A 15,449-nucleotide genomic window follows, 5' to 3' on the forward strand; every position below is an offset into this window, starting at 1 on the left:
TGCCTAGCCCTTCTGTTGCCGAGCCCTACTGTTGCCGAGCCTTTCGGGTGACCGGGCCGGGCGCCTGACGCCGCGGACGCACCCGGACGCCTCGGTCGCCTCGGTCACCGCGGCGACGCCCCAGGCGCCCCAGACACCTCTGTCCCCGCCGTGGCGGCGCCCCGGACGGCTCAGTCGCCGGCCGCCTGCCGGAACCGGGTCGTCCGATGGACCGGATCCGTGTCGATCTTCGGGATCACGTGCTCGCCGATGAGCTTGATGGTGTTCATGGTGTCCTCGTACGACACCCCGATCGGCAGCCCGAAGCTCAGCTGGTCGGCGCCGGCCTGCTCCCAGCGCTTGCACTGCCGGAGCACCTCGTCCGGATCGCCGCAGATCATCAGCTCCTCGGCGATCAGCAGCTCGATGATCTCGGCGGTGTAGTCGGGCAGCAGCTCGGGCCACTCGGGGATGCCCTCGGGCCGCGGGAAGGTGTCGTGGTAGCGGAAGACCAGCGACTGAAGGTAGTTGAGCCCGCCGTTGACGGCGATCTCCACCGCCTTGTCGTGCGTCTCGGCGCAGATCGCCGTCGACGTCACCATCACGTTGTCGTTGACGAAGTCGCCGACCGGCTCGGCGTCCCGGACGGCCGTCTTGTACTGCTCCAGCACCCACTCCATGTCGGAGACCTTCTGGACGCTGAAGCCCAGTACGCCGAGCCCCTTCTTGGCCGCCATGGCGTACGAGGACGGCGACCCGGCCGCGTACCACATCGCCGGGTGCGAGGCCCCGTACGGCTTGGGGAAGATCTTGCGCGGCGGCAGCTGCCAGTGCTTGCCCTGGAACCCGGGGTACTCCTCCTGGAGCCACATCTTCGGGAACTCGGCGATGGTCTCTTCCCAGATCTCCTTGGTGTGGTTCATGTCGGTGATGCCGGGGAGGAAGCCGAGGATCTCGTGGGACCCGGCGCCGCGCCCGCTGCCGAACTCGAACCGCCCCTCGCTGAGGTGGTCGAGCATGGCGACCTTCTCGGCGACCTTCACGGGGTGGTTGACCTGGGCGAGCGGATTGAAGATCCCCGAGCCCAGATGGATCCGCTCGGTCGCGTGCGCCAGGTACCCGAGGAAGACGTCGTTGGCGGAGAGGTGCGAGTACTCCTCCAGGAAGTGGTGCTCGGACGCCCAGGCGTACTTGAAGCCGGAGGTGTCCGCCTGGATGACGTACTCGGTCTCCTCCATCAGCGCCTTGTGCTCCGCGAGCGGGTCGGTCTCGGCCCGCTTGCCCACGTATCCCTGTACAAAGAGCCCGAATTCCAAGGAGGTTCACCGTCCCGAGCTGTTTCTGACGAAGCGTCAGATTGGATGTGTGAGCCGACTGTTCCATCGCGCGCCAGGGGCGTCAATAGCCGCCGCAGGGATAACTGACTAACCGTCAGTTCCGTGCCTGGGCGAGCTGCCCCGCCGTCACAGGACGCTGACCCCCGCCAGCCATCCCCCGTCGATGACGAACGGCTGCCCGGTGATGTACGACGAGTCCTGGCAGGACAGGAAGAGCGCCAGCCTGGCGACCTCCTCCGGCTGCCCGACCCGCCCCAGCGGCACGAGCTTGGCGTAGAGCTCGCCGAGGGCCTGCGCGGCCGCCTCGCCGTCCGCCTCCGGATCGAGCTGTGCCGGATTGCTCATCGCGGTGTCGATGGCCCCCGGGCACACCGCGTTCACCCGGATCCCCTTGGCGGCGAGTTCGAGCGCGGCGACCCTCGTCAGGCCCACGATGGCGTGCTTGGTGGCGGTGTACGCGCCGACGTACGCCATGCCCGTGACGCCCGTGTACGAGGCGGTGTTCACGATGGTCCCGCCGCCCGCCGCCTCGATCTCGGGCGCGACGCTCTTGATACCGAGGAAGGCGCCGACCTGGTTGACCTGGATGACCTGCTGGAACTCGTCGAGCGGGGTGCTGGTCAGCTCGTTGAAGCGCAGGATGCCGGCGTTGTTGACCAGCCCGTCGACCTTCCCGAAGGCCCGCTTGGCCGCGGCGACGGCGGCCCGCCAGTCGTCCTCCCGACTCACGTCCAGGTGGACGTACGCGGCCCGCCCCTCCCCTATCTCCTTGGCCAGGGCCGCACCCTGGTCGTCGAGAACGTCGGCGAGGACCACCCGCGCGCCCTCGGCCGCGAAGAGCCGCGCCTCCTGCTCGCCCTGCCCACGCGCCGCGCCGGTGACGATGACGACGCGTCCGTCCAGCTTTCCCATGGCAGCCTCCCTGGCCACTCGGTTCAGGTGTGGATTGTTGGCGCGCGTGACCGCTCACTCCAGGTGAGGCGCGACATCGGCCGCGAACGCCGCCATCTGGTCCGTCAGTTCGCCACGGCTGCGGGACCTGAACCGCACCTGGATCTGGTGCACGCCCATCGCGCCGTACTCCCGCAGCGACGCAGCGATCCGCTCCGGCTCCCCGGACAGGGTCCGCCGCCCGACCTCCCACCCCGGCGCGCCCACGTACACCGGCTCGACGATGGCCCCGATCACGGCCGGCTCCTCGATTCCGGCCGCCTCCCTCGCCCCCTGCAGCTTCGCGATCTGCCCGGGCAGCTGCTCGCGCCGGTCGCCCTGCGGCAGCCAGCCGTCCGCGCGCTCCGCGGCCCGGCGTACGGCGGCGGGCGAGGATCCCCCCACCCAGATCGGCGGCCGCGGCCGCTGCGCGGGCCGCGGCGCCTGGCCCAGCCCCTCGAACGCGAACCGCTCCCCGGCGAACGTCGGGAACTCCTCGGTCCCCAGCGCCGCCTTCAGCGCGTCCACCGTCTCGTCCAGCACCGCCCCACGCCGTGCGAAGTCCACGCCGAGCGCCTCGAACTCCTCCCGGACGTGCCCGGCTCCGACCCCGAGGATCAGCCGCCCGCCGGAGAGGTGATCGAGCGTCGCGTACTGCTTGGCCGTGACCAGCGGATGCTTCAGCCCGACCACCGCCACGTGGCTCAGCAGCCGCACCCGTTCCGTCACGGCGGCCAGGTGCGCGAGCGTGGCGACCGGGTCGTACCACACGGTGCTCATCGCCTCGGCCAGCCGCCGCGGGATCGCGATGTGCTCGCAGCAGGCGAGGTAGGCGAACCCGTGCCGGTCGGCGGCCCGCGCGATCTCGACCAGATCGGCGGGCCCCGCGGCGACCTCCCAGCCCTCCGCGTAGAGCGTGCTCTGCGACTGCACCGGAAGCTGCATCCCGTACGCCAGCCGCCCCCGCTCGGGCCGCCACACGCCTTGTCCCACACCGCTCATGTCGCCGCCCACGTGCCCTCCAGCCATACCTGACGGACCGTCATATCGCTCGCCGGGACATGGTCGTGCCTTCCCTGCCATCAAGCAAGAGCCAGGGAGGGGCGGACCCGATGCCACTCCTGCGGGGCGTCTCGCCCCGCGGATCACGGGTCAGGTCATGGATGCCGCGGGCCGGGGCGCCGTACGAGGTGGAGCGGCACGACGTGGGCTCCGACGCGGCTTTGGAGGGGCCGTTCGACCTGGTCAGGGCCCACCGGGCACGTGCTGCGAACCGGCCCGCCTACACCGCGCCGCGGGACGCCCGCCACATCGTGTGCTCGCGGCTGATCGCCTCCTCGGCGTCGGCGATCTCCTGGGCCCACTCCGACTCGTCGTGCACCACGGACAGCCGCTGGTGCACGATGCTCAGTTCGGTCGCGGCGAAGGTGTAGGCCCGGCCCAGCGACTCGTGCTGCCGTACCGCGAACCATGCGGCCCCGGCGCCCAGCACGGCCGCCAGCACACCGGGCAGGTCGAAGGTGACGATCTCCAACAGGCGCAGTACGGCGGCGAGCACGCCCAGTGCCTCCACGGTGATCAGGCCGATCCGCCAGCGGCGGGCGAGCGTGATGTTCATGGCCGCCTTGGCCCCGTACCAGTCCTGCTGATCGGCGATCCGCCCGGTGAGATACGCCTGCTTGCGGACCGCGAACGGGCTTCGGCGCAGCTCGCCCATGGTCTCGGTCGCGGCCATCGAGCCGACCGGGACGAGGCTGTCGCTCGGCGCCTCCCGCAGCAGGACCTCCAGCCGCTCGTGGAACCTGCGCTCCGCGTCGGTCGAGGGCAGGGTGACCGGGAACGGGTCGCCGGCCACCGCGTACCGCCACGACAGCGTCTTCACCGACTCCGCCAGGGCCCGCCCGTCGTACCAGGCCCGCTCCGGCCGGTCGGTGAGCATCCAGACCTCTAAATAGACGGTCGCCAGGAACGCCAGCAGCACCATCGCCACCGCCGCGTCCGCGCTCGACACCGCGCAGGCCGCGGCGGCGATCGCCAGCAGCAGTCGCCATTTCGTGCCCGTCATATAGCGCCGCTGCCCCGAGAGGGAAGCGGTGTCCGCCGATCGGAACACTGCCGGGAAGTCCCCGTCGCCGAGTGTGCGCACCTCGTTCATCCGCAGCCCCGCCCGCCCCTCGCACTCGCAGCATGCGTCCGAAATATCGGAGGAGTGAGGAGTCTAGAGGCGATCGGGGGCGTTCGGGCGGGGAATGGTGAGGTTACGGGCCACGGTCGGACGGCGGACGTCCTCGCGGCCTCGCGGGCACCGGGCGGCACGGAGCGCTTCCACATCAACCACCTGCCTCCCATGCCCCGTTGCGGGCGCATCCAGTGATGAGGATGATGCGGCGACCGGACTCCGGCGGCGGGCCGGGGCGGTCCGACGGACGGGGGAGAGGGAATGGGAGACGGGAACGCGGCGGAGCGGCCGTACCGGAATGATGCCTTCATTTCCTATCACCATGCGTCGGACAGCGCGAAGGCCGCCCATCTGCGGCGCGGGCTGCAGAATTTCGCCCGCAGCTGGCGGCAATTGCGCGCGCTGCGCGTCTTTCTCGACAAGGCCTCGCTGTCCGCGAATCCGGGGCTGTGGCCGGAGATCGAGCGTCAGCTCGCCGATTCCGGCGCCTTCGTCCTGCTGGCCTGCCCGGGTTCGGCCGACTCGGTGTGGGTGCAGAAGGAGGTCGACTGGTGGCGTACCGGCCTGGGGCCGCGGAAGATGCTCATCGCCGTCACCGGCGGGGAGCTTGTGTGGGACCACGCGCGGGGGGACTTCGACTGGGAGCGCACCACGTGTCTGCCGCGCACCATGACGGGCATGTTCACCGACGAACCGCGCTGGGTCGATCTGCGCTGGATGTCGGAGGAGGACCCCGGCTCACTCCGCGACCCCCGGTTCCAGCAGTGTGTGGCCGATCTGGCGGCGCCCCTGCACGGCCGTCCCAAAGAGGACCTGATCGGCGCGGACGTCGCCCAGCACCGCAAGACCCGGCGGCTGGCGCGGGGCGCGCTCGCCGTCATCACCACGCTCGCCGTGCTCGCCGGCGCGGCGTCGGTGGTGGCGGTGCTGCAGCGGGACGAGGCCCGCAGGCAGGCCCGGCTGGCGACCTCGCGGCAGCTGGCGGCCACCGCGCTGAACCTCAAGGACGGGAACCTGAGGCTGGCCTCGCTGCTGGGCATCGAGGCGTACCGCATGGAGAAGTCGCCCGAGGCCATCGCCGCGCTGAACCGGCTCGCCACCGACAGCCCGTACTTGGTGAGGACGGTCTCGAGCGCGAAGGACATCGGCGCGTTGGCCTTCAGCGGGGACGACAGTGCCGTCGCCGTGGGGGACGAGGGCGGCGCGGTGACGGTGTGGAGCAGCGACGGCCGCGCGGTGCGCGCCCGTACGGCGCTGCCCGGCCGGATCACGGCGGCGGGTTTCAGCGAGGACGGCAGGCGCCTGGCCGTCGGCGACGGCAAGGGCAATCTGGGGGTCTACGACCTGGCGGGCAAGGAGCTGCGGCGGCTCGCGCCGATGCCGACGGCGGTGTCCTCGCTGCAGTTCGGCATGGGCGGGAATCTGGCCGTCGCGGACGAGGACGGCACGGTGACGCTCTACGAGCAGGCCCGAAAGAGGTTCCGTTCGAAGCGCACCGGCCACCGGGGCAGCCTGGTCGTCTTCCAGAACCAGGAGAGCTATCTGCTGGTCCGCGACGCGGTCGGCGGCGGCGCCCTGTACACCGTGCCCGACCTGCGCACGCTCATGGACAGCAGGGAGCTGATGCTGCCGGGCAATCAGGCCGCGGTGGCCGTGTCCTCCGGGGGGCACTGTTTCGGATACCTCAAATACGGGATCTTCACCAGCACGGGGCTGCCGAAGGCCAAGGGTCACGAGGCTCTCGCCGACACCTGCGGAAAGTTCCCCGTTCTCCCCAACGAGGAGGCGCAGATGCTGGCGCTGACCGACGGCAGCCGGATGGCCGTCGGGACGGCGTCCGGCATCACGGTGGTCGACGGTGAGGCCGACGGCGAGGAGGACGGGGAGACCGACGGGCAGCCCAACCAGGTCCGCAGGCTCACCGGCGTCGGCCGGCCCACGCTGCTGAAGTTCTCCGCCACGGGCGGCAGGCTCGCCTCCGCGCACGGTCGGACGGCCGCGCTGTGGAACCTCGGTCAGGCGTCCCGGATCGCGCACACGCACGGGCTCTCCCTCGTCGACATGCAGAACATGGCAGTCGCTCCACCGCTGGCCACCGGTCCGGGCGGCCGGATCGCCTGGAGCAACCGGCTGGAGAGCGAGCCGGAGTCCGACCCGAAGGAGGACCTGCACGTCTGGAGCCCGAAGGGCGGCATCGCCGTCGGCGGGGACGCCCTGTACTACGAGTGCGTCGCCTTCGGCAGCGACGGGCGCACGCTCTACGCGGGGACCGACGGTGAGATCCAGGAATGGCGGATCGTGGGCAGGCGCCTGGAGAAGCGGCGCACGATCGCCCTTTCCGGGGCGGGGGAGGGCGTCCACGACGCCACCCGCGAGATCGCCCCGCTCGGGGCGGGCGCCCTGGCCGTGACCACGGCCGACGGCGCGGTGCACCTCGCCGACCCGTCGGCGCGTCGCACCCGGATCGTGGTCCCGCCGGGATCCGCCGATCCCTCCCGGCCGCGGCTGTCCTCGCTGAGCGCCGATGGGCGGGGCGCCGCGGTGCAGAACGCCGAGGGCGCCATCGACGTCTACGCCCTCCCTACCGGGCGCAAGGTGCAGACGGCGCGCCTGCCGGGAGAGGCGGTGGACTCCTTCGCGCTGACCACCGAGGGCCGTTCGCTGTTCCTCGACGGCGCCGAGCACACCTTCGCCCGCTGGGACCTGGACGAGCGGCGGCTGCGCTGGCAGAGCGACGAGCCCAACGGGGTCCGGGTGGCCGTGAGCGGGGACGGCCGTACGGTCGCGACCCTGACCGACAGCGGCACCCTGACCCGTTGGGACGTCGACACCGGCGACCGGATGGGCGGCCCCGAGATTCCGATCCCGCCCCGCACGCTGTCGGGGAACCGCGGCATCGGCGAGCACACCGGGTTCGTGGTGGACGACGCGGGCACGCTGTGGACCGCCACCGAGGGCGGCGAGGTGCTGTCCTGGGACTTCTCCGTGGACTCCTGGATCGACGGCCTCTGCCGGATCGCCGGGGGCCGCGGCCTGACCGACGCCGAATGGCGCCGCTACGTGGGGACCACCCCGCCGGCCCGGCCCACCTGCGGCTGACGGCGCGGCCCCGGGCGAGAGGACCTCAGTCGAGGTCCTTGGAGTAGTCGGTCGTGACGCAGCCGTCGATCTCGCCGTCGTCGACCGATACGCCCTCCGGCGCCTTGAAGTCCGAGGTGCAGTTGAGGAACAGCAGCCCGGCCTTGAGGAGCTTGTGGCGCTGTTCGTCGCTGCCCGGGTCGACGGCGAAGTCGTCGCCGATCATGAGGTCGTCCTGCTCGTCCTCGTCGCCCTTGATGGCGGTCTGGAACGCCTCCATGTCCTCGACCGTCAGGAAGTCGACGTCACCGCCGCCGCCCACCGGGTCGTCGCACTCGCCGCCGCCGTTGATGCCCGTCATCCCCATGGCCTCGACCTGCTGCACCTCGTGGGGCGAGGCGATGTCCACGACCTTGCAGCCGAGCGCCGACTTCAGGAACTCCCCCGCTCCCTGGGGCGAGTCCGCGGAGGGCAGCCCGCAGGCGGAGACCGATGCCAGGGCGACGGCGGTTCCGACGATGGCGAGTGTTCGATGGAAACGCATGACGTTCCTTTGCAGATGTGGCCGGGCAGGGGCCGCCGACCGGATGCGGCGTGCCTCGGCCGCGGGGGTGAAGAAAGCCAACCGCTCTCCCCCGTTCCCCCCGCCGTGATCAGTTGACCTGGACATGTTAAGCGGGCCGCGGACCGGGAGAGGCGCGGTCGCCCGACTTGCCCCTCGCCCATGGGCGGCAGCCAGGAGGGGTCATGCCACCGGCGCCGACGGCCCCCACAGCCCGTCCCGCGTGAGCCCGAGCAGTTCGATCGCGTTCCCCCGGACGATGCGCCGCACCACGTCCGGCGGGAGGTGGCCCATCTGGGCCTCGCCGACCTGCCTGGACTTGGGCCAGGTCGAGTCCGAGTGCGGGTAGTCGGTCTCGTACAGGACGTTGCCGGCGCCGATCGCGTCCAGGTTGCGCAGGCCGAAGGCGTCGTCGAAGAAGCAGCCGTAGACGTGCTCGGCGAAGAGTTCGGACGGTGGGCGCAGGACCTTGTCCGCGACGCCGCCCCAGCCGCGGTTCTCCTCCCAGACCACGTCCGCGCGCTCCAGGATGTACGGGATCCACCCGATCTGGCCCTCGGCGTACATGATCCTCAGGCCGGGGAAGCGGTCGAACTTGCCGCTCATCAGCCAGTCGACCATCGAGAAGCAGCAGTTGGCGAAGGTGATGGTGGAGCCCACGGCGGGCGGGGCGTCGGCGGAGGTCGACGGCATCCTCGACGAGGAGCCGATGTGCATCGCGACGACCGTGCCGGTCTCGTCGCAGGCGCGCAGGAACGGGTCCCAGTAGTCGGTGTGGATGCTGGGCAGGCCCAGGTGCGGCGGGATCTCGCTGAAGCAGACCGCGCGTACGCCGCGGGCCGCGTTGCGCCGCACCTCCGCGGCGGCCAGTTCCGCGTCCCAGAGCGGGATGAGGGTGAGGGGGATCAGGCGGCCCCGGGCCTGCGGGCCGCACCACTCCTGCACCATCCAGTCGTTGTACGCCCGCACCCCCAACAGCCCCAGCTCGCGGTCCTTGGCCTCGGTGAAGGTCTGGCCGCAGAAGCGGGGGAAGGTGGGGAAGCACAGGGCGGACTGGACGTGGTTGACGTCCATGTCGGCGAGGCGCTCGGGGACGCTGAAGGAGCCCGGGCGCATCTGCTCGTAGGTGATGCCCTCCAGTCTGATGTCGTCGCGGTCGTAGCCGACGGCGGTGTCGAGCCGGGTCAGGGGGCGGTGCAGGTCCTCGTAGACCCACCAGTCGGCTATCGGCCCGTCGTCACCCGGGGCGCCCATCTTGGGGGCGAATTTCCCGCCCACGAAGGTCATCTCCTTCAGGGGGGCGCGAACGATGCGCGGGCCGATGTCGTGGTACTTCGACGGGAGGCGGTCCCGCCAGACGTTGGGGGGCTCCACCGTGTGGTCGTCCACCGAAATGATCTTGGGGAAGGTCGCCATACCCGATACCGTAGCGCCGATCTGACGATCCGTCAGTAAACTGCGGGCCGCCGCCGGGGAACGGCGAGGAGCGCGGAAGTCACGGCTCCGCCACCCCGCCGTGCGCCGCCCCGCCCCCGCCCCCAGCAGCCGAGGAGGCTTTGTGCACGGTCCGGACCCCTACTGACGGAAGCGGGCGTGACAAGGCAGACTGGCCGTTGCACACAGCGAGAACGTGCATACAGCGTGGTCAATTTGGCACAGGGCAGGGGGACACCATGGACGACGGTCCGGGTCGGGAGCGGCTCCGCTTCACCGTGCTCGGTCCCGTACGGGCTTGGCGCGGCGCAACGCCGCTGGCAGCGGGCTCCCCGCAGCAGCGCGCACTGCTCGCCGCGTTACTGCTGCGCGGCGGACGCACCGCCACCGCGCACGAGCTCGTCGACGCCCTGTGGGGCGACGAACCGCCGCACGCCGCGCTGGCCGCGCTGCGCACCTACGCCTCCCGCCTCCGCAAGGCGCTGGGCGAGGACGCCGAGACACTGGTCAGCGAGTCCGGCGGCTACGCGATCCGGCCGGTGGACGGCCGCCCCCTGGACCTCGACCACGACCACGCCGAGAGTTACGCGGCCGAGGCGGAGAAGGCCAAGGCCTCCGGCGACCGCAGCCGCGCCCGGCAACTCCTGGACAAGGCGCTGGCACTGTGGGACGGCGAGCCGCTGGCCGGACTGGCCGGCCCGTACGCCGAGACCCAGCGCACCCGCCTGCAGGAATGGCGGCTGTCCCTCACCGAGACCCGCCTCGAACTCGTCCTGGAGGCCGGCTGCCACACCGAGGCGGTCTCCGAGCTGACCGCGCTCACCGCCGCCCACCCGCTGAGCGAGCGGCTGCGCGAACTGCTGATGCTGGCGCTGTACCGCAGTGGCCGGCAGGCCGAGGCGCTCGCCGTCTACGCCGACACCCGGCGGCTCCTCGCCGACGAGCTGGGCGTCGACCCCTGCGCCTCGCTCTCCGACCTCCAGCAGCGCATCCTGCGGGCGGACGCCGACCTGGACGCGCCGCCCGTCGTCATCGACGGGCCGGACGCCGCCGACCGTGTCGTCGTACGCCCCCAGCAACTCCCGGCCACGGTCGCCGACTTCACCGGGCGCAGCGCCTTCGTCTCCGAACTCGGCCGGCAGCTCGCCACCGCCGAGGGCAGCGTGATGGCGGTCTCCGCGCTCACCGGCATCGGCGGCGTCGGCAAGACCACCCTCGCCGTGCACGTCTCCCACGCCGCCCGCGAACACTTCCCCGACGGCCAGCTCTACGTCGACCTCCAGGGAGCCGGCCACACCCCCTCCGAACCGGAAGCGGTGCTGGGTGCCTTCCTGCGTGCGCTGGGCACCCCCGACGCCTCCATCCCGGACGGCCTGGAGGAGCGCTCGGCGCTCTACCGCTCCACACTGGCCGGGCGGCGGGTGCTGGCGCTGCTCGACAACGCCCGGGACGCCGCCCAGGTGCGGCCGCTGCTCCCGGGGCAGGAGGGGTGCGCGGCACTGATCACCAGCCGCGCCCGGCTGATCGACCTGGCGGGCGCGTACCTGATCGACGTCGATGTGATGAGCCCCGAGGAAGCGCTGAACCTCTTCACCCGCATCGTCGGCGAGGAGCGGGTCAGCGCCGAACGGCAGTCCGCGATGGCCGTCGTCGGCGCCTGCGGCTTCCTGCCGCTGGCCATCCGTATCGCCGCCTCCCGGCTGGCCGCGCGCCGTACGTGGACCGTCTCCACCCTCGCCCGCAAGCTCGCCGACGAGCGACGCCGGCTGGACGAGCTGCGCGCCGGCGACCTCGCCGTCACGGCCACCTTCGAACTGGGCTACGGCCAGCTGGAGCCCCACCAGGCCCGCGCGTTCCGGCTGCTGGGCCTCGCCGACGGCCCGGACATCTCGCTCGCCGCCGCGGCCGCCCTCCTGGACATGGACCTGGAGTCCGCGGAGGACCTCATCGAGTCCCTCGTCGACGCGAGTCTGCTGGAGTCCGCCGCCCCCGGCCGCTACCGCTTCCACGACCTGGTCCGGCTCTACGCCCGGGCCTGCGCCGAACGCGACGAGCAGCCGCCGGCGGAGCGGGACGCGGCGCTCTCCCGGCTGCTGGACTTCTACCTGGCCACGGCCAAGGAGGTCTACACCCTGGAGCGTCCGGGCGACCGGCTCGCCGACCACATGGCGCGCCCGCAGTACGCGGGACTGGTCTTCACCGACCGCATAGGGGCCCTGGAATGGCTCTTCGGGGAGGCCCGGTGCCTGATGGCCTGCGCCCAGCAGTCCGCCGGGCCCGCCACCCTGCGGCGCGCGGCGGACCTGCTGCTGCTGGCGCAGGACCTCGCCGAGTCGGGGGCCGACTCCCGGCAGTACGAGCAGGTCAACATGGCGCTGCTGGACGCCGCGCGCACGATGGACGACCAGCGCGCCCAGGCCCGCATCCACGTCGCGCTGACCAACGTCCACACCCTGGCCGGACGGTTCGACAAGGCCGACGAGCACGCCCAGTCGGCCATGCTCCTCGGACTGGCGACCGACGACGCGTTCGCCTCCTCCTACGCCCCCAACGACCGCGGCATCATCGCCAACTCGCAGAACCGCCACGCCGACGCCGAGGCCTACCTGACCCAGGCGCTGACCGCCTTCCGCGCGGACCGCAACAAGCCCTCGGAAGCCAGCGCCCTGTGCAACCTCTCCCGGGTCCACCTGGCCACGGACCGGGTGGACACCGCGGTCCGGCTGGCGCAGGACGGCATCGCGATCTACCGGGAACTGGGCGCCACCCGCCGGCTCGCCAACGGCATGTACGCGCTCGGTCTGGCCTTCACCCGCGCCAAGCGGCTGGAGGACGCCACCGAGCAGCTGAACAAGGCCCTGGCCATCTTCCAGGCGAGCCGGCAGCGTTTCTGGGAGGGCATGACCTACTTCCGGCTGGCGGAGACCGAGCTGACCGCCGGTCACCCCGCGCAGGCCGCCAACCACGCCGAGCAGGCGCTCACCGCCCTGCGCGCCATCGGCGGCGAGTGGTGGCACGCCAACGTCCTCACGCTGCTGGGGCGGGCGCTGGACGGAGTCGGGCAGTCCGGGCGGGCCCGGGTGTGCTGGCAGGAGGCGCTGGCGGTCTTCGAGCGTCTGGGCTCTGCGGAGTGCGCGGTGGTGCAGGACCTGCTGCGCCCCGTCGCGACCGTATGACCAGCAACGACGCCGGCACGGGCGGTCGGCGGCGGAGGTAGACGCGGACGTTTATCGATCGTTCATCGCGTCACGCCAATCTCTACTTACCGACCCGCCGCCTCGGGGGGCAAGCGGTTCGGTGAGTTGGCCCCACCGTTATGGTGTTCGGCCCCGATGCACCTGACCGGCGACCCACGGGGGAGTCGCCGGCTGGGTGTACCGGTATCAAGCGCCCAAACACTGGAGTTGATCAGCTTGGCCACCGAGAACACCCAGCAGCCGGACGAGCGGGACATCATCAAGCCGCTCGACCACCACCAGCCCGTCCTCGGCCCCAACGGGCGCCGTATCGCCGGCAAGAAGGACCAGCCGGTGACGCCCGGGGAAGAGATCACGACGTTCGACCACCACCAGCCCATCGGCAAGCCGCTCGGCGATGCCTTGGGCGAGCCCAAGTAAGAACCGCAACAAGGTTCGGGGGATCGCAGGGGCCGTTTCGATGGCATGGAGGGGAGCCATCGAAAGCGGCCCCTGCGGCGTATCCGCGCGGAATTCGGCATCCGGCCGAGCCACGGCACTTTCCGGCCACGCGTTCGAACACACGCTCGTGCAGCGCCGGTCGCTCTCTACTCTCTACGCACAACACGCACCAGCACGCCATCCGTCACGGAGGAACCGGCATGACCCGCACACGCAAGGCTGTTGTCCTCGCCGCACTCACCCTCGCCGCCGCGGCCGCGGCCGCGGCACCGGCGACGGCCGACTCCCACCACGCCCGGCCCGGCGAGATCTCCACCTTCGATCACCACGTGCCGATCACCGGGAACCTCGGCACCGCCGAGGACATCGCGCCCGAGGGCCACCACGCCTGATCCACCGGGCACTTCGGCACCCATCCGCACAGCGAGCCGGCAGCGAGACCATGCCCAGGGCATGGCCCCGCTGCCGTCGCTTTTCCCCACCACTCCCCTATCGCCTCACGGCACGCGGCACCACGCACCCCCCTCCCCCTGACTCTGACGCTCCGTCAGTTTCGTTGGTACAGTCGCGCCACCCGGCCCGGCGAGGGCCCCGGCCGGGCCCGTACCGCCCTGCTCGCAGTCAGGAGGCGCGCCGTGTTCGAAACCGCTCGTGTGCAGACGCTCTGGGAACTGGTCGAGTACCGGGCGCGGGCCTCGCGCGGGGCGCCGATGTTCTTCGACGGGGACGGCCGGACCGTCACCTTCGACGGCGTACGCGACGAGGCGCTGCGGGTGGCGGCCGGGTTCCGGGAGCTGGGGATAGGGGCCGGGACCCGGGTGGCGTGGCAGTTGCCGACCCGGATCGAGACCGTGGTCGCCTCGCTGGCGCTGGCCCGGCTCGGAGCCGTGCAGACGCCCGTCATCCCGCTCCACCGGGAGCGCGAAGTCGGCTTCGTCCTGGCGGAGTCGGCGGCGGAGTACGTCCTGGTGCCGGGCGCCTGGCGGGGGTTCGACCACACCGCGATGGTGCGCGACCTCGCCGGGGACGGGGTGCGGGTGGTCTCGGTGGCGGGCGGACTGCCGGTGGGCGATCCGGGCGGGCTGGGCCCGGCGGCGCCGGCGAGCGCGGACGGCCGCACGACCTGGATCTACTACACGTCCGGTACCACCTCGTCGCCCAAGGGCGTCGAGCACACCGATGCCACGCTCATCGCCGGCGGGGTGGGCCTGGCCACCGCGCTCGGCATGTCCACGCGGGACATCGGCTCGATCGCCTTCCCCTACGCGCATATCGCCGGCCCGGACTATGTCATCGCCATGCTGGTCAGCGGCTTCCCCGCGGTCATCCTGGACAGCTTCGAGCCGGGCCGGGCGGCGGCCGTCTACCGGCGCCGGGGCGTCACCATGGCCGGCGGCAGCACCGCCTTCTACCAGGCGTTCGCGGACGAGTCACGGCGCTACCGCAAGGAGCAGCCGAACGCCGGGCGGCTGATCCCCTCGCTGCGGCTGCTGTCCGGCGGCGGGGCGCCGATGGCCCCGGAGCTGTATACCGCGGCCGGGCGGGAGCTTCAGTGCGCGATCGTGCACGGCTACGGGATGACCGAGTGCCCGATGATCGCGATGGGGACGCCGTACGACAGCGACGAGCAGCTGGCGCGGACGGTGGGCAGGCCGGTGGCGGGGGCGCGGATACGCATCGCCCGGGCGGACGGGAGCGAGGCCGCGACGGGCGAGACCGGCGAGGTGACGCTCAAGGGGCCGATGCTCCTGCGGCGGTACACCGACCCCGCGCTGACCGCCGAGGCCTTCGACGCACACGGCTACTTCCACACCGGTGACCTGGGGCGACTGCGGCCCGACGGCCACCTGGTGCTCACCGGGCGCCTCAAGGACATCATCATCCGCAAGGGCGAGAACATCTCCGCGCAGGAGATCGAGGACCTGGTGCACACCCACCCGGCGGTGGCGCAGGCCGCGGTGATCGGGCTGCCGGACCGGGAACGCGGCGAGCGGGTGTGCGCGGTGGTCACGCCCGCCGATCCGGCCGCCCCACCGCTCACGCTCGGCGCGCTGACCGCGCATCTACGGGCGGCCGGGCTGATGACGCAGAAGCTGCCGGAGCAGCTGGAGATCACCGAGGAGCTGCCGCGCGGCGGCCCGCTGAACAAGGTCCTGAAGGCGGCGCTGCGGGAGCGGTATACCCCCTTTGCGGACACCCCCTAAGGGCTGTCCCGTAGCCGGTGCTCCGCGCGAGGGTCTTCGGCGGTGCGGCGATGAGTTCCGCGAGGCCGCGGAGTCTTCACTAACAGGGGCGGGGCCGGCAGGGACGGC

Annotated in this window: 11 protein-coding genes; 5 read left to right on the forward strand and 6 right to left on the reverse strand. The window is 71.9% G+C overall.

Annotated elements, in window-relative coordinates:
- Positions 1-170: 170 nt before the first annotated feature.
- The 4 genes from ACZ5XZ_RS18730 to ACZ5XZ_RS18745 all read right to left on the reverse strand — a co-directional run bounded on the left by ACZ5XZ_RS18730 (position 171) and on the right by ACZ5XZ_RS18745 (position 4,401).
- Positions 171-1,295 carry an LLM class flavin-dependent oxidoreductase gene (locus tag ACZ5XZ_RS18730; protein WP_468979275.1) on the reverse strand — a complete coding sequence of 375 codons (1,125 nt, stop codon included), beginning with the start codon at positions 1,293-1,295 and terminating at the stop codon, positions 171-173.
- Positions 1,296-1,442: 147 nt separating this feature from the next.
- Positions 1,443-2,228: an SDR family NAD(P)-dependent oxidoreductase gene (locus tag ACZ5XZ_RS18735; RefSeq protein ID WP_468979276.1), complete on the reverse strand. Its 786-nt coding sequence runs from the start codon at positions 2,226-2,228 to the stop codon at positions 1,443-1,445.
- 54 nt (positions 2,229-2,282) lie between these two features.
- Positions 2,283-3,248, reverse strand: coding sequence for a TIGR03619 family F420-dependent LLM class oxidoreductase (locus ACZ5XZ_RS18740; protein ID WP_468979420.1), 966 nt, complete (start codon positions 3,246-3,248; stop codon positions 2,283-2,285).
- A gap of 280 nt (positions 3,249-3,528) precedes the next feature.
- Positions 3,529-4,401, reverse strand: a complete 873-nt coding sequence (locus ACZ5XZ_RS18745; protein ID WP_468979278.1) for a DUF4231 domain-containing protein — start codon at positions 4,399-4,401, stop codon at positions 3,529-3,531.
- Positions 4,402-4,686: 285 nt separating this feature from the next.
- Here ACZ5XZ_RS18745 and ACZ5XZ_RS18750 point away from each other — a divergent pair, with 285 nt between their 5' ends.
- A complete protein-coding gene (locus ACZ5XZ_RS18750; protein WP_468979281.1) occupies positions 4,687-7,524 on the forward strand; it encodes a toll/interleukin-1 receptor domain-containing protein in 2,838 nt (945 codons plus the stop codon).
- 25 nt (positions 7,525-7,549) lie between these two features.
- Here the strand turns inward: ACZ5XZ_RS18750 and ACZ5XZ_RS18755 are convergent, their stop codons facing one another.
- On the reverse strand, positions 7,550-8,047 hold the full coding sequence (locus ACZ5XZ_RS18755; RefSeq protein ID WP_468979282.1) for a hypothetical protein: 498 nt from the start codon (positions 8,045-8,047) through the stop codon (positions 7,550-7,552).
- A gap of 201 nt (positions 8,048-8,248) precedes the next feature.
- Positions 8,249-9,481 carry an amidohydrolase family protein gene (locus tag ACZ5XZ_RS18760; protein ID WP_468979284.1) on the reverse strand — a complete coding sequence of 411 codons (1,233 nt, stop codon included), beginning with the start codon at positions 9,479-9,481 and terminating at the stop codon, positions 8,249-8,251.
- Positions 9,482-9,738: 257 nt separating this feature from the next.
- On the opposite strand from ACZ5XZ_RS18760, the gene afsR reads away from it, so the two are divergent.
- The 4 genes from afsR (at position 9,739) to ACZ5XZ_RS18780 (ending at position 15,341) form a co-directional block, all read left to right on the forward strand.
- On the forward strand, positions 9,739-12,675 hold the full coding sequence (gene afsR, locus ACZ5XZ_RS18765) for an SARP-family global regulator AfsR (RefSeq protein ID WP_468979287.1): 2,937 nt from the start codon (positions 9,739-9,741) through the stop codon (positions 12,673-12,675).
- Between the two features lie 237 nt (positions 12,676-12,912).
- Positions 12,913-13,116, forward strand: coding sequence for a hypothetical protein (locus tag ACZ5XZ_RS18770; RefSeq protein ID WP_468979288.1), 204 nt, complete (start codon positions 12,913-12,915; stop codon positions 13,114-13,116).
- A gap of 221 nt (positions 13,117-13,337) precedes the next feature.
- Entirely contained in the window at positions 13,338-13,529 is a 192-nt protein-coding gene (locus ACZ5XZ_RS18775) for a hypothetical protein (protein ID WP_468979290.1), read from the forward strand.
- A 243-nt stretch (positions 13,530-13,772) separates the two neighbouring features.
- Positions 13,773-15,341, forward strand: coding sequence for a class I adenylate-forming enzyme family protein (locus ACZ5XZ_RS18780; RefSeq protein ID WP_468979292.1), 1,569 nt, complete (start codon positions 13,773-13,775; stop codon positions 15,339-15,341).
- The last annotated feature ends 108 nt before the right edge of the window (positions 15,342-15,449 follow it).

The sequence above is a fragment of the Streptomyces sp. NPDC033270 genome (assembly GCF_055576575.1).

Excerpts from the sequence above, each read along its gene's own strand:
- ACZ5XZ_RS18755 (WP_468979282.1), bottom strand. The coding sequence starts at position 8,047 with ATGCGTTTCCATCGAACACTCGCCATCGTCGGAACCGCCGTCGCCCTG.
- ACZ5XZ_RS18750 (WP_468979281.1), top strand. The coding sequence starts at position 4,687 with ATGGGAGACGGGAACGCGGCGGAGCGGCCGTACCGGAATGATGCCTTC.
- ACZ5XZ_RS18740 (WP_468979420.1), bottom strand. The coding sequence starts at position 3,248 with ATGAGCGGTGTGGGACAAGGCGTGTGGCGGCCCGAGCGGGGGCGGCTG.
- ACZ5XZ_RS18735 (WP_468979276.1), bottom strand. The coding sequence starts at position 2,228 with ATGGGAAAGCTGGACGGACGCGTCGTCATCGTCACCGGCGCGGCGCGT.
- ACZ5XZ_RS18745 (WP_468979278.1), bottom strand. The coding sequence starts at position 4,401 with ATGAACGAGGTGCGCACACTCGGCGACGGGGACTTCCCGGCAGTGTTC.
- ACZ5XZ_RS18775 (WP_468979290.1), top strand. The coding sequence starts at position 13,338 with ATGACCCGCACACGCAAGGCTGTTGTCCTCGCCGCACTCACCCTCGCC.
- afsR (WP_468979287.1), top strand. The coding sequence starts at position 9,739 with ATGGACGACGGTCCGGGTCGGGAGCGGCTCCGCTTCACCGTGCTCGGT.
- ACZ5XZ_RS18760 (WP_468979284.1), bottom strand. The coding sequence starts at position 9,481 with ATGGCGACCTTCCCCAAGATCATTTCGGTGGACGACCACACGGTGGAG.